The sequence below is a fragment of the Arthrobacter sp. TJ-238 genome, assembly GCF_058269215.1.
Genome location: NZ_JBZCNH010000004.1, coordinates 297,591 through 310,040, shown reverse-complemented (window position 1 = coordinate 310,040; position 12,450 = coordinate 297,591). Strand labels below are relative to the sequence as shown.

Genomic DNA, 12,450 nt, shown 5'->3' with positions numbered 1-12,450 from the left:
CCGGCCGGCCGCGGGGACGCAGCCGGCCGGTCGCCTCTCGCGTGAGCCACCGGCGCTCAGCCGGTTGCGCCGGCGCTGACGGCGGGCTCCAGTGCGAGGAGTTCGAGCAACTCCGACCAGGACTCGACGACCGCGACGACTCCGACGTCCTCGAGCTGGCGTCGTCGTTCCTCGCGCTCCTCGGATGCGACGAAGCAGACGTTGCCGATGGGTGGGGCACCCGGCTGCAACCGCCGACGTCGCACCCGTCACCGAGTCCTCGATGGCGAGCGATGCGTCAGCGGACACCCGAGCTGCTCGAGGGCGAACAGGTACACAGCGGGGTCGGGCTTGCTGACGGGCTCCGGCATCGGGGCCTCGGCGCTGGACACACGGTTCCCGGGGAAGAAACGCCCGAGGTCCGTGGCCTCGAAGGAGGCCTGGAGCCGTGAGGTGGCGCTCGAGCTGACCACGGCGAGCTCGAAGTGGCGGCTGAGTCCCTGGAGGGCGTGACCGATCTCGGTGTCGGGCTCGAGGGTGGTGCGCAGGTGCTCGCTCACCACGTGCTTCTCCTCGGAGATCCACTGCTCCAGTTCCTCGTCACCGAGCTGTCGGACCGGACCGGGCCACTCGCTGTCCGGTTCGGTCAGCTCAGCGGCCACACGCCGGAAGTTCTTCCCGAGCGTCGCCTGGCGCAGTTCCTCCGGCTCGAAGCGGACGGGCACGCCGACGCCCTCGGCGAGCCGGTTCGTGACGTCCGTCGACGCCCTGCTCGCGGCGACGACGCAGGGCCTCCACGATGTAGCAGAACACGGTGGCGGGCCGCTCGGGGTGCGCGAGGTCCTCGGCGATGGCGTCGTCGTCGGCCTGGGACTCCCCGGGTACGGGATCCACGTGGTGACTGGAGCGGGCCACGGTCAGGGTCACGAGCCGGGTGCGCTCGCTCGCGAGCATAGCGAGGACGGCCTCGGGGTCCTCCGGCGCGTACCGGTACTCCACCAGGGAGCCGATGACGCGCGCGTAATCCTCCTCCGCGCCCCGCTCGATCACCGGAGATTTTCCTGCTGCTCGAGCACGTCCTTCATCTCCCGGCGGTGTGCAGGCCGACACCGATCACGCCCCAGTCCATAGCGAGTCCCCTGCCTGCCAGTTCGTCGAAGTAGACATCCTGGCGGGCACGGCGGAATCCGCCGACCCCGAAGTGGACGACGCCGTGTCGCAGGTCGGCGGGGTTGTAGGCAGGGAGCTGCACCGGCAGGTCGGCGGTGTGGTGCTCGGGTTCTCGAGGACCTGGGGCAGGGGTGTGGGCACGGGGCGTTCCCACGCAGCGGCTCCTTCAGGAGACCTTCGAAGGGCCGCTGCTAACCCGTCCGTCTGTGATTCCAGCGCAGGAACGCGGCCGGGACCGCCACAACAGCGCGCGGCACGATCAGGATCACAGGCCGGATCCCGGCTGGACGTGCTAATGCTTGCGTGTCAGCCAGCTCCAGTGGGCGAGCGTGCGCAGGCGGATCAGGAGCGCCCGTGACTGCTCGGGGCCGTACGGCAGGATCGGGATGGCCTTGGTCATGTCCACCGAGGCCTCGTCCATCGCCGTCCTCGTCACACGGATGGCGCTGCGCATCTTGTTCATCTGCGTGATGACCTCACCGACCGCGACCGGCTCCCCGTGACCGGGGACGAAGACGTCGTAGAGGTCCTCGAGAGCCGCCATCTTGCCGAGCGTCCGCACCCAGTCGATGGGGAAGGAGTCCTCGAAGACCGGGTCCGCGCCCTCCTCCACGAGGTCGCCCGTGAAGAGGACGTTCCCAGCGCCGATCAGCAGGTCGTGATCCGTGTGGCCCCGTCCGAGGTGGAACAGCGTCACCGAGACACCGCCGAGATCGAGATCCACGGGCTTGCCGTCCACCAGGCGGTTGGCCGGCAGGATGGCAGCGTGCGCGCCGTCGCCCGCTCCCATTGCCGGCTCGACGGCGGCGACCAGCCCCCGCTGCTCCTCGCCGTTCTCCGCCTGGACGGCACTGCACCGCGACGTCGCCCAGAACTCCTCGACGCCCTGTGCGGCGAAGTAGCCGTTCCCGAAGAAGTGGTCGGCATGGGCGTGCGTGTTGACGACGACCAGCGGCAGCGCCGTGACGTCACGGACGTGGGAGTACACCTCGGCGGCGCTGACCGGTCCGGCGCCGGTGTCCACGACGAGCGCCTTTTCCGTGCCGACCACGAGCCCGACGTTCATCCGGAACCCGGTCCGGAGCACGTAGATGCCCGGTCCGAGCTCGCGCCAGGGGCTGCGGGTCTCGGCGCTGGGGACGTCGGTGCTCATGGATTCCTCTCGCTGACGGCAGGGGTTCCAGTCTAGGTCGGCATCCCGCGCCACCGATCACCCACCGTCCACCGTCCCGGCGCGTGCCTTGCGTCGGTGTTGCCGGGTTCGGTCAGGGCTCCGACGTGGGCGGCTCCGGGCAGCCGAACTCCGGTCAGGCGGTGACGACGTCCGGCGTCGGGCGGGAACGCTCCGGGATGCGGAAGATCGGCAGCGCTATGTTGATCAGCGGGCCGATGAGCAGCGCGAAAGCCACGGTGCCGAGACCGACAGACCCGCCCAGCAGCCAACCGAGTACCAGCACCGTCCCCTCGATCGCCGTCCGGACGAGCCAGATCGGCAGGCCGAACCGGGCGTGGAGGCCTGTCATGAGACCGTCGCGCGGCCCCGGACCCAGACGGGCCCCGATGTAGAGCCCGCTCGCGATCGCCAGCAGCACCAGGCCACCCGTGAACAGGAGGATCCGCGCCCAGAGCGGGCTCGGTTCAGCCAGGAGCGCCAACCCCACCTCGGCACTCGGTCCCACCAGCAGGACGTTGAGGACGGTCCCGACCCCGGGGCGCTGCCTCAGCGGTATCCAGAGCAGCAGCACGATCAGCCCGATGATGTTGGTCATGAATCCGAAGGGGATGCCGGTCTGCAGCGATCCGCCCTGACCGAGGACGTCCCAGGGCGAGACTCCGAGCGTGGCACGGATCATCATGGCGAGCGAGAATCCGTAGAGGAACAGGCCGATGAGGAGCTGCAGGCCACGCCGGGCACCGAGGAAGGTCATTGATCCAGTAGATCGGCTGATTGGACTTACTTCAAGAGGCCAATTGTGTCATCGTGGCCTGATGATCGTTCTTCCGGCCCGCAGGCTCGCCCTGGAGCTCGGCACCTGGCGTACGTCCGGCCCCGCCTATGTCGCCCTGGCGGACCGCATCAGGCTGCTCACCCTCGACGGACGGATCCCGCTGGGCACCCGCCTCCCGGCCGAGCGGGAGCTCGCCGCGCACCTGGGTGTCAGCAGGACGCTGGTGGCCGCCGCGTATGCACGCCTCCGGTCGGCGGGTTACCTGGAGAGCACACGGGGCTCGGGCAGCGTGGTCGCCATGCCCGGGCGGGGCGCGCCGGACCTCGACGGCGGCGACGGCGTGGTCCTCGACTTCAGCAAGGCGGCGCTCCCGGCAGCACCGCAGGTGGGCGAGGCGGCCGCCCGGGCGGCCCGTGACCTCCCCGCCTACCTGAACGGCGACGGCTATGACCCGCTCGGGCTCCCTCGGCTCCGCCAGGCTCTCGCCGACAGGTACTCGGCACGCGGCGTCCCCACGTCTCCCGCTCAGATCATGGTGACCCTCGGTGCACAGCACGCCATCTCGCTCCTTGCGCGCATGCTCCTGACCCCGGCCGGCACCGCGCTCGTCGAGGCGCCCAGCTATCCGCACGCGTACGAGGCGCTCCGCTCGGCCGGGCGTCGCCTCGTCCCGGTGTCCGTCGATGCCGCGCGGGGCTGGGACGACGACGGCCTCGAGCAGGCGTTCCGGCAGGGGCGCCCGGCCGTCGCCTACGTCATGCCGGACTTCCACAATCCGACCGGCGCCGTCATGCCCGCCGACCAGCGCGCACGACTGATGGCGGCCGCCCAGCGGCAGGACACCGTCGTCGTCGCGGACGAGACGATGGCCGAGCTGCGGATCGACGGCGACGCCCTGCCACCCCTCGCCGCGTTCGGCCCTGCCGTGCTGATCGGCTCGATGGGCAAGACCGTGTGGGGCGGGCTTCGGATCGGCTGGATCAGGGCGGACGAGGGTCTGATCCGCCGGCTCGTGCAGTCCCGGTACGCGCAGGACCTAGGGACACCCGTGCTCGAGCAGCTCATCGCCCTCGACCTGCTCGGCAGCTACGACGAGCTGCTGCGGTTCCGCGCGCGGCAGCTCGCCGAGGGCCGCAGCCGACTCGAGGAACTCCTCCGTGGCGTGCTGCCGGAGTGGGAGGTGCCGCACGTGGCGGGTGGCCTCTCCACCTGGGTGAACCTCGGCGCGCCGGTCAGCTCACAGCTGGCGCTTGCCGCCCGCGACCGCGGGCTGCTGCTGGGTGCGGGGCCGCGCTTCGGGATCGACGGCGTCTTCGAGCGTTTCCTGCGTGTCCCGTTCAGCTACCCGCTCGAGGACACGCGTCTGGCCGTCGGGATCCTCGAGTCCGCGTGGAGGTCGCTCGACGATCGGGCTCCGACCCGCACCGACTTCGCGCCGGCACTCGTGTAACCGGCACGCGCACAGCCGGCACCGGTGCAGCAGGCACTCGTGCAGTCACCCTGCCCTGTCAGGCCGCCCGGTCAAGCCGCCCGAGGGCCGCCGTCGGGACGGGCCTCCAGATGCGCCGCCAGGTAGCGGGCCGTGACGCTGGTCCCGGCATCGAGCGCCGCCACGTCCCGGGGCGTGCCGGTCGCGACGATGCTCCCGCCCGCAGACCCGCCGCCGGGGCCCAGGTCGATCACCCAGTCGGCCGCTGCCACGACCGCCATGGTGTGCTCGACGACGACGACCGTGTTGCCGGCCTCCACGAGTTTGCGCAGCTGCCCGAGCAGCAGGACGACGTCCGCGGGATGCAGGCCCGTGGTCGGTTCGTCCAGCAGGTACAGGGTGTGCCCGCGCCGGGCTCGCTGCAGTTCGGTCGCGAGCTTGATGCGCTGGGCCTCGCCTCCCGACAGCTCGGTGGCTGGCTGCCCGAGGCGCAGGTAGCCCAGTCCCACCTCCCTGAGTGTGGCGAGCGAACGCGCCACGCCGGGGAGATCCGCGAAGAACGGGGCGGCGTCGTCGACCGTCATCGCGAGGACGTCCGCGATGGTGCGCCCCCGGAGCGGCACGGTCAGCGTCTCCTCGTTGTACCGTGCGCCGTGGCACACCGGGCAGGGACCGTAGCTCCCGGGGAGGAACAGGAGCTCCACCGCGACGAAGCCCTCGCCCTGGCAGGTCTCGCACCGGCCGCCCTGCACGTTGAAGGAGAAGCGGCCCGCACCGAAGCCCTTCGACCTCGCCTCGGGGGTCGCGGCGAAGGCCTTCCGGACCGCGTCGAACAGCCCTGTGTAGGTGGCGAGGTTCGAGCGTGGCGTCCGCCCGATCGGCTTCTGGTCCACGCTGACGAGGCGGTCGATGTCCTCGATACCGTCGAGGCGCCCCACGACGGTGGCCGCCGCGTCGTCGTCGTCGGCCGTCCCGCTGTCGCTCGGCGTCTCGTCCCGCACCCGGGCACCGACCGTCTCAGCGAGCACCTTGCCGACCAGCGTGGACTTCCCCGAGCCCGAGACGCCGGTCACGGCGGTCAGGACCCCCACCGGGACGTCGGCGTCGAGCCCCCGCAGGTTGTGGCGGTGGATCCCTTCGAGGCGCAGCCAGCCGGCGGGCTCACGCGGTTCCCGCGACGCAGCACCGTCGGGTGCGGTCCGGGTGAGGAAGGGAGCCGTGACGGACCCGGGGACATCGGCGAGCCCGTCGGCGGGTCCGCTGTAGACGATGGTGCCGCCACCCTCCCCCGCCGCAGGACCGACGTCGACGATCCAGTCCGAGCGCCGCACGACGTCCATGTTGTGCTCCACCACGAACACCGTGTTCCCGGCGTCCTTGAGAGCTTCGAGGACGGCCAGGAGCGGCTCGACGTCGGCCGGGTGCAGGCCCGCGGACGGTTCGTCGAGCACGTAGACGACGCCGAAGAGGCCGGACCGCAGCTGCGTCGCGATCCGCAGGCGCTGCATCTCGCCCGGTGAGAGGGTGGGCGTCGCCCGGCTGAGGCTGAGGTACCCGAGTCCGAGATCCACCAGGACACCGAGCCGCTGGACCAGGTCCCTGCTGATCGTGACCGACACCTCCGTGCCCTCACCCGAGGTGGAGGAGCGGTACGCGGCGGTGGGATGCTCGAGCGTCGCAGCAGGTTCCAGGTGCGCGGCCAGGTCCTCCAGCGGCAGGGCGTTGGTCTCGAAGATCGAGAGCCCGCCGAACGTCACGGCGAGCGCTTCGGGCCGCAGCCCGCTGCCGCCGCACAGTCCGCAGGGGCCGGATTCCATGAACGGCAGCACGCGGTCACGCATCTGCTGGCTCTGGGAGTCGTGCAGGGTGTGCATGACATAGCTCTTCGCACTCCAGAACCGCCCCTTGTAGGGTTTGGCCACGCGGTCGCGTTGCGGCGTCACCTGCACCACCGGCTGCTCCTCCGTGAAGAGGAGCCACGTGCGCGCCTCCTCCAGGAGCTCGCGCCATGGGACGTCGATGTCGTAGCCGAGCTCGCTGACGACGTCGCGCAGGTTCTTGCCCTGCCAGGCGCCGGGCCAGGCGGCGATGGCGCCCTCGCGGATGGTCAGGGACGGGTCCGGGACGAGCGTCTTCTCGGTGACGTCGCGCGCCACCCCGAGGCCATGGCAGCGCGGGCATGCACCGGCAGCGGTGTTGGGCGAGAAGGCGTCGGACTCCAGCCTGTCTGGGGTGTCCGCGGGATAGGTCCCGGCACGTGAGTACAGCATCCGGAGCGAGTTGGAGAGCGTGGTCAGGGTGCCCACGGTGGAGCGCACACTCGGGGTCCCGCGGCGCTGCTGCAGGGCGACGGCGGGAGGGAGCCCGGTGATGGAGGCGACGTGCGGCATGTTCCCCTGCTGGAGGAGCCTGCGCGCGTAGGGTGCGACCGATTCGAGGTACCGGCGCTGGGCCTCCGCGTAGATGGTGCCGAAGGCCAGCGAGGACTTCCCCGAGCCGGACACACCCGTGAAGGCGACGACGGCGTCCCGTGGGAAGTCGACGTCGACGCCGCGCAGGTTGTTCTCGCTTGCACCCCGGACCCGGACGAAACCGTCGCGGGTACTCGTGTCCGAGGGGAGGCTGTTCATCGGTTCGATCACCAACCCCACCCTACGGTCGTCGGAGCGTGGGGAGGACACGGGGCGGGGAGGACGGGAGGCGCGGTGGCCTCGGAAGACAGGACAGCGGCCGCCGCGCACACCCGGGGTGCGCACGGCGGCCGCTGTGCGTCGCGTCGGTCCGCCCTGCCGGACCCCGGGGGGAGCGGCAGGGCGGACCGGACGTGCGGCACCCGGTGTCAGGCCTTCGCGTGGTTCCGGCGCACCGCGTACGTGCCACCGACCGCAGCCGCGAGCACCAGGCCCCCGCCGAGGGCGATCATGCCGGCCTGGCTGGAGGAGGGCTCCACCGTGGCGCCCGTGCCCGCCCCGCCGGACGGCATCGCGCCCATCTGGGTCTTCACGAGGGTGCCGCACAGCGCGGTCGACGTAGCACCCAGGGGCAGTGACGGGTCGAGATCGCTGGGCGCGTTGAACGCCTCGGGCGTCGACGGCGTCGTGGCGGGGTCGAGGCCATGCACGTTGAACACGGCCCTGCCCGCTTCGAGTTCCGCCAGGGTGGCGGCGTCGACGGTGAAGGTGCGCTGGATGGCGTAGTTCCCACCCTGCCCACCCAGCTGGAGGTTCAGGGCCTCCGCAGGGCTCGTGGGGCCAGACGTCGTCACCGTCGCCAGGATGCCACCGTAGACGGGGGCGCTCTCGGTGACGCTGACGATGCCATCGGCGTTGGCGTCGTTCGCGGGCGTGGGACAGGTACCGGTGGCTCCGCCGTGGATGTGCTGCACGTGCGGGTACGGGGCACCCTGGAACGTCTCGGCGAGGCCGGACACCTGGAGGTTGATCGTGGCCTGGTCGCCCACGACGTCGAGGGTGACGGTGCCGGTGCCGGTGGTGCCGTTGAGCTGACCGAGGGTCGACGAGTAGCTGCCATCGGCGGCCACCGCCGGGGACCCTGCCAGAGCGACGGCGCTGATGGCGAGGGCGGGTACTGCGAGGAGGCGCATCTTGTTCATGGGATTTGTATCCTTCACTGTGCGATCACTGCGTGGTGAGAACGGGCCCGGAGTCGAACCCGCGGGTATTGCTCGAGCGCTTCGTCGCGTGCGTGCACTTCCCAGCAAGCGGATCCCGATCGGGATCCCGCAGCGGCGCAGCTTCCTCGTTCCCCATCCTCCACCTGCGGTCGCTGATCGCGACAGCGGTTGCCGTTCAGGCCGGTGGTCTTTACAATCCCTGGGTTCTCGTCCGGAGCGCCGGTCGTGGACGTGCCGCCGACGTCTTCCCATGCGCCGGCTGCTTGACGGACGGAAAGACTCCCACGTTCGTGCACGAGGCTCGTCGGTGTATCCGGCAGAGTCCCGCGAACGGGTCGGGGACATCTTTCAGGGTGCTTCCACTATGCACCGCCGCGATTCACGCCCACCCGGTGCTTCCCATCAAGATTTCCGTGGCACAGCCGCGGGGAAGGGGCGTCACCGGTCGGCAGGGGTCCGGTCGGGCAGGTAGGGGGCGACCGCAACCCGATTCCCGGCGGCCGCGCGGGCCGCGCCTGGCCGGCACCCACGCGATACTGGAGAAGCGGGCGGAGTCCTCGCGGGAGGGGACGTTCCTCGGACCGCCGGCTGCTTGACGGCCCGAGGAGATGCCCGGCGGGCACACCGCGAGGTGTGTCCCTTCGACAGGATCGTCCGCATCACCAGGATGAGCCCGATCTGATGTCTCCAGTATGGGCGCATCCGGGCCGCCCGGAACCCATGATCTTCACCACGTGCGCACACCGGGAGCGGACGAGCCCCGTAGAGGAGTGCGTGGCCCGGAACCCCTGTCGAACCTCCTCCTCGCACAATGCACTTCAAGTGCACTATACTGCACTTATGGATGAGAACGCGACAGGACTTGCAACAGCGATCGGCGAACGCGTGCGGCTCGAACGTCAGGGCCGGCGCTGGACACTCGATCAGCTCGCCGACGCAGCCGGCGTGAGCCGTCGCATGGTCGTCAACGTCGAGCAGGGCGCCGTGAATCCGAGCGTGGGCACACTGCTGAGGATCAGCGACGCCCTCGGCGTCGGCCTGCCCGCACTGGTCGAACCCCCGCGGTCCCGGTCGTTGGCCGTCACGCGTAACGGCGACGGCGCCGCACTGTGGACGGGAGAACTCGGGGGTCGGGGGATCCTGGTCGCCGGCACGCAGTCACCCGACGTCGTGGAGCTGTGGGACTGGATCCTCGAACCCGGCGACCACCATGCGAGCGAGGCCCACGCGGCCGGGACGAAGGAACTCCTGCACGTCCGGTCCGGCAGCGTCACGGTCTCCGTCGGGGAGGACACGGTCTCCCTGACGGAGGGGGACGCGATGACGTTCCCCGGAGATGTGGCGCACTCCTACAGCAACCGGGGCGCAGAGGCGGCCCGATTCTCCCTCGCCGTCTTCGAACCGGGTGTCGGATCCACCCGTCAGGAGGTGTCCCATGCGTGACGCCGCTCCCCTGCGCGACTTCCTCGACACCGCCCGGGTCGACGACGCCGTCCTCACGCTGCGCCCTGACTACCGGGCGCTGCTGATCGCCGTCGACGGACTCGTCCCGGGACCGGGCGACGCGAAGAGCGAAGCACTGCTGCAGGCGGCCGAAGCCGCGATCCTCGCCGTCGACCGGCCGGTGGCCGACCTGCCGGCCGTGGCGGCATGGCGTGATGCGTACCAGGCCTTCGGTGCCAGACCGAACCGCACCCGCAACAGCCTCGAAGCCCTCCTGCGCCGCGCCCCCTCGGGCCTGCCGCGCGTCAACCGGCTGACCGACATCTACAACGCCGTGTCGGTGCTCCACCTGATTCCGCTCGGCGGCGAGGACCTCGGCCGATACCGTGGTGCTCCCGCCCTCGTCCGCGCCACCGGAGAGGAGGCGTTCGACACCTCGAGCAACGGCCAGCCCGTCGTCGAGCACCCCGAGCCGGGCGAGGTCGTCTGGCGCGACGACGAGGGCGTCACCTGCCGCCGCTGGAACTGGCGCCAGGGCCGCCGCACCCGGTTGACCGACGACACCACGACGGCACTGTTCATCCTCGACGCCCTCGCACCCAGCACCGACGACGACCTCACCGCGGCCGCCGACGACCTCGCGGGCCACCTGCTCCGCCTCGGACCCGACGTCACCGTCGCCCGACGCGTCCTCGGCCGCCGGCAGACCGACCCGACCGGGAGCACCCCGTGACGGGGGCGGCACGCACGGTCCCGCCGTGGGGGTTCGCTGTCACCGCGATGCTGTCGGTGCAGCTGGGCTCGGCACTCTCGGTGGGTCTCATCGCCGAGGTGGGTGCTGCCGGTACCGCATGGCTCCGACTGACGATGGGCGCAGTGATCTTCCTGATCATCGCCCGACCACCCCTGTCCCGGATCCGGCGGACCGATGTGCCCGTGCTGCTCGGGCTGGGCGTCACCACCGGACTCATGACGGTCGGCTTCCTCTCCGCGCTCGAGCACATCCCACTCGGAACGGCTGTCGCCATCGAGTTCCTCGGTCCGCTCACCGTCGCGGCCCTCCGCAGCCACTCCCTGCCGGCGCTGGCCTGGCCCGGCCTCGCGCTGTGCGGGGTGGTGCTCCTCACCGAGCCGTGGCACGGTGAGGTGAACCTGGAGGGGGTCCTGTACGCGGCACTCGCCGCCGTGGGCTGGGGGGTCTACATCATGCTGACGCAGCGCATCGGCGACCGTTTCACCGGGATCTCCTCGCTGTCCCTGACGATTCCCGTCGCCGCCGTCACCGCCGCCGTCGTCGGCATCCCGCAGGCGGCAGGGCACGTGACCCTTCCCGTCCTCGGGGCCGCGGCCGGCCTCGCCGTGCTGCTCCCGGTCCTGCCCTTCGCGCTCGAGATGCTGGCGCTGCGGCGGATGACGGCTGCCGCGTTCGGGACGCTCATGGCGCTGGAACCCGCCCTGGGTCTCCTGCTGGGGCTGGTCATCCTCCACCAGCAACCATCCCCGTTCCAGGTCCTCGGGATCCTCCTCGTGGTCCTGGCCGGCGCGGGCGCCCAACGCCGCGGCCGCCGGCCTGCCCCTGTCGAGACCGCGGCACGGAGCTGACGCGAGCGCCGCGCCCGGTAGGTTGGTGGGATGGGCAGGATGACCGTCAGGTCGACGACGGAGGGCGGCTGGCGTGAGGTCGGGGATCTCCGGCTCGGAAGGGTCAGGGACATGACCCAGTCATTCGCCCCGCAACAGCGGCGGCTGATGATGGTCCGGGCCCTTCCGCAGGTCATAGCGCCGCACCCGGCCCGAGAGGCGGACCCCTTGCGGACCCCCGGCGATGGGTAGCGGCGGCGCTGTTCCCCCGTGGCCCCTGCTCGCCCCGACCCACGGCGGCGTCGAGTTGCGGCAGTTCCGCCGGGACGACGCCGATACTGCCAGGAAGCTCTCACAGGATCCGTACGTGCCGATGATCGGCACCCTCCCTCCCCGTGCCACGGCCGAGCAGGCCGAATTGTGGGTGGAGCGGCAGCGGGCACGCCACACGGAGGGTACGGGATTCTCCTTCGCCGTCGTCGATACCGCCCAGGGGCGGTGCGTGGGCTTCGTGGGCCTCCGGTTACGGGAGTCCAGAGCGGGCCGCGCGACGGTCGGCTACGCGATGGCCCCGTCCTTTCGCGGCCGAGGCCTGGCGGCCGACGCCGTGCGGGCCGTGACCGGGTTCGCCTGGTCCCTTCCGGCGATCCACCGGATCGAGCTCTTCATCGAGCCGTGGAACACGGCATCCATCAGGACGGCGGAGCGGGCCGGCTACGTCTGCGAGGGTCTGCTGAGGTCCTACCAGGAGATCGGCGGCGAGCGACGGGACATGCTGCTGTACGCCAGTGTCCGCGAGCGGACCACGCCGGCCCTACCCGGCAGCGCTCAGGCATCCGCCACGGCCACCGGAACATAAGCCGCCGGACCATAAGCCGCCGGACCATAGGCCGCCGGGCCTGCCTGCGGAAGCCGAACACTGCCCGGTACCCCGGTGGACCCCCGCGCGGTGCTTTCCTAGGATGGGAGGATGGCTGATATCAACGAAGAGTTCCCCACCCTCGACGATCTCAATCCCGACAACGACGCCCTGCCCCGCCCCTCACGCCAGACCCACGGGAAGTCCGACGACCATGTCGACGACGATGCCCTCGCCCTCGCCACCGAGCGGGAGGAAGTGGCCGTCGGCCTCAAGGACTACGTGTCCGAGGACGTGCCGCCTGCGACGGATCCCCTGCCCGAGGAGTCGTCACCGGACGCTGACCTCGCCCAGCGGGGGCTGCTGCGCGACCCCGACGAGTAGCAGCCGGGCCCCGGCAGACACG

At 71.1% G+C, this 12,450-nt stretch carries 14 protein-coding genes; 6 read left to right on the top strand and 8 right to left on the bottom strand.

Annotated elements, in window-relative coordinates; all coding sequences use genetic code 11:
• Positions 1-56: 56 nt before the first annotated feature.
• The 6 genes from AC4D2O_RS10320 to yczE form a co-directional block, all read right to left on the bottom strand.
• Complete coding sequence (locus AC4D2O_RS10320) at positions 57-245, bottom strand: hypothetical protein (protein WP_490906954.1); 189 nt, start codon at positions 243-245, stop codon at positions 57-59.
• Between the two features lie 3 nt (positions 246-248).
• A complete protein-coding gene (locus tag AC4D2O_RS10315; protein ID WP_490906953.1) occupies positions 249-704 on the bottom strand; it encodes an HAD hydrolase-like protein in 456 nt (151 codons plus the stop codon).
• Complete coding sequence (locus AC4D2O_RS10310; RefSeq protein ID WP_490906952.1) at positions 631-1,029, bottom strand: hypothetical protein; 399 nt, start codon at positions 1,027-1,029, stop codon at positions 631-633. The genes AC4D2O_RS10315 and AC4D2O_RS10310 overlap by 74 nt, the downstream gene beginning before the upstream one ends.
• Positions 1,030-1,060: 31 nt before the next feature.
• The gene (locus tag AC4D2O_RS10305) at positions 1,061-1,303 is read right to left on the bottom strand and encodes a hypothetical protein (RefSeq protein ID WP_490906951.1); all 243 of its coding nucleotides are present in this window, start codon (positions 1,301-1,303) and stop codon (positions 1,061-1,063) included.
• 138 nt (positions 1,304-1,441) lie between these two features.
• Positions 1,442-2,302, bottom strand: coding sequence for an MBL fold metallo-hydrolase (locus AC4D2O_RS10300; protein WP_490906950.1), 861 nt, complete (start codon positions 2,300-2,302; stop codon positions 1,442-1,444).
• 154 nt (positions 2,303-2,456) lie between these two features.
• A complete protein-coding gene (gene yczE / locus AC4D2O_RS10295; protein ID WP_490906949.1) occupies positions 2,457-3,077 on the bottom strand; it encodes a membrane protein YczE in 621 nt (206 codons plus the stop codon).
• Between the two features lie 61 nt (positions 3,078-3,138).
• Here yczE and yczR point away from each other — a divergent pair, with 61 nt between their 5' ends.
• Positions 3,139-4,548, top strand: a complete 1,410-nt coding sequence (gene yczR, locus AC4D2O_RS10290; RefSeq protein ID WP_490906948.1) for a MocR-like transcription factor YczR — start codon at positions 3,139-3,141, stop codon at positions 4,546-4,548.
• A 71-nt stretch (positions 4,549-4,619) separates the two neighbouring features.
• Here the strand turns inward: yczR and uvrA are convergent, their stop codons facing one another.
• Positions 4,620-7,157 carry an excinuclease ABC subunit UvrA gene (gene uvrA / locus AC4D2O_RS10285; RefSeq protein ID WP_490907497.1) on the bottom strand — a complete coding sequence of 846 codons (2,538 nt, stop codon included), beginning with the start codon at positions 7,155-7,157 and terminating at the stop codon, positions 4,620-4,622.
• Positions 7,158-7,366: 209 nt separating this feature from the next.
• Positions 7,367-8,140: a hypothetical protein gene (locus tag AC4D2O_RS10280; protein ID WP_490906946.1), complete on the bottom strand. Its 774-nt coding sequence runs from the start codon at positions 8,138-8,140 to the stop codon at positions 7,367-7,369.
• An 861-nt stretch (positions 8,141-9,001) separates the two neighbouring features.
• Between AC4D2O_RS10280 and AC4D2O_RS10275 the strand changes: the two genes are divergently transcribed.
• From AC4D2O_RS10275 to AC4D2O_RS10255, 5 genes are all read left to right on the top strand, one after another.
• The gene (locus AC4D2O_RS10275) at positions 9,002-9,604 is read left to right on the top strand and encodes a helix-turn-helix domain-containing protein (RefSeq protein ID WP_490906944.1); all 603 of its coding nucleotides are present in this window, start codon (positions 9,002-9,004) and stop codon (positions 9,602-9,604) included.
• Positions 9,597-10,337 (top strand): B3/B4 domain-containing protein, encoded by a 741-nt coding sequence (locus tag AC4D2O_RS10270; protein ID WP_490906941.1) that lies wholly within the window; start codon positions 9,597-9,599, stop codon positions 10,335-10,337. Before AC4D2O_RS10275 ends, AC4D2O_RS10270 begins: the two co-directional genes overlap by 8 nt.
• Before the next feature lie 47 nt (positions 10,338-10,384).
• On the top strand, positions 10,385-11,206 hold the full coding sequence (locus AC4D2O_RS10265; RefSeq protein WP_490907496.1) for an EamA family transporter: 822 nt from the start codon (positions 10,385-10,387) through the stop codon (positions 11,204-11,206).
• 223 nt (positions 11,207-11,429) lie between these two features.
• Positions 11,430-12,044 carry a GNAT family N-acetyltransferase gene (locus AC4D2O_RS10260; RefSeq protein ID WP_490906938.1) on the top strand — a complete coding sequence of 205 codons (615 nt, stop codon included), beginning with the start codon at positions 11,430-11,432 and terminating at the stop codon, positions 12,042-12,044.
• Between the two features lie 111 nt (positions 12,045-12,155).
• The gene (locus tag AC4D2O_RS10255; RefSeq protein WP_490906936.1) at positions 12,156-12,428 is read left to right on the top strand and encodes a hypothetical protein; all 273 of its coding nucleotides are present in this window, start codon (positions 12,156-12,158) and stop codon (positions 12,426-12,428) included.
• Positions 12,429-12,450: the final 22 nt, after the last annotated feature.

What these genes read in the sequence shown, in the direction of transcription:
- AC4D2O_RS10300 (WP_490906950.1), bottom strand. Translation starts at nt 2,302, where the DNA reads ATGAGCACCGACGTCCCCAGCGCCGAGACCCGCAGCCCCTGGCGCGAG.
- yczE (WP_490906949.1), bottom strand. Translation starts at nt 3,077, where the DNA reads ATGACCTTCCTCGGTGCCCGGCGTGGCCTGCAGCTCCTCATCGGCCTG.
- yczR (WP_490906948.1), top strand. Translation starts at nt 3,139, where the DNA reads ATGATCGTTCTTCCGGCCCGCAGGCTCGCCCTGGAGCTCGGCACCTGG.
- uvrA (WP_490907497.1), bottom strand. Translation starts at nt 7,157, where the DNA reads ATGAACAGCCTCCCCTCGGACACGAGTACCCGCGACGGTTTCGTCCGG.
- AC4D2O_RS10280 (WP_490906946.1), bottom strand. Translation starts at nt 8,140, where the DNA reads ATGAACAAGATGCGCCTCCTCGCAGTACCCGCCCTCGCCATCAGCGCC.
- AC4D2O_RS10275 (WP_490906944.1), top strand. Translation starts at nt 9,002, where the DNA reads ATGGATGAGAACGCGACAGGACTTGCAACAGCGATCGGCGAACGCGTG.
- AC4D2O_RS10270 (WP_490906941.1), top strand. Translation starts at nt 9,597, where the DNA reads ATGCGTGACGCCGCTCCCCTGCGCGACTTCCTCGACACCGCCCGGGTC.
- AC4D2O_RS10265 (WP_490907496.1), top strand. Translation starts at nt 10,385, where the DNA reads ATGCTGTCGGTGCAGCTGGGCTCGGCACTCTCGGTGGGTCTCATCGCC.
- AC4D2O_RS10260 (WP_490906938.1), top strand. Translation starts at nt 11,430, where the DNA reads ATGGGTAGCGGCGGCGCTGTTCCCCCGTGGCCCCTGCTCGCCCCGACC.
- AC4D2O_RS10255 (WP_490906936.1), top strand. Translation starts at nt 12,156, where the DNA reads ATGGCTGATATCAACGAAGAGTTCCCCACCCTCGACGATCTCAATCCC.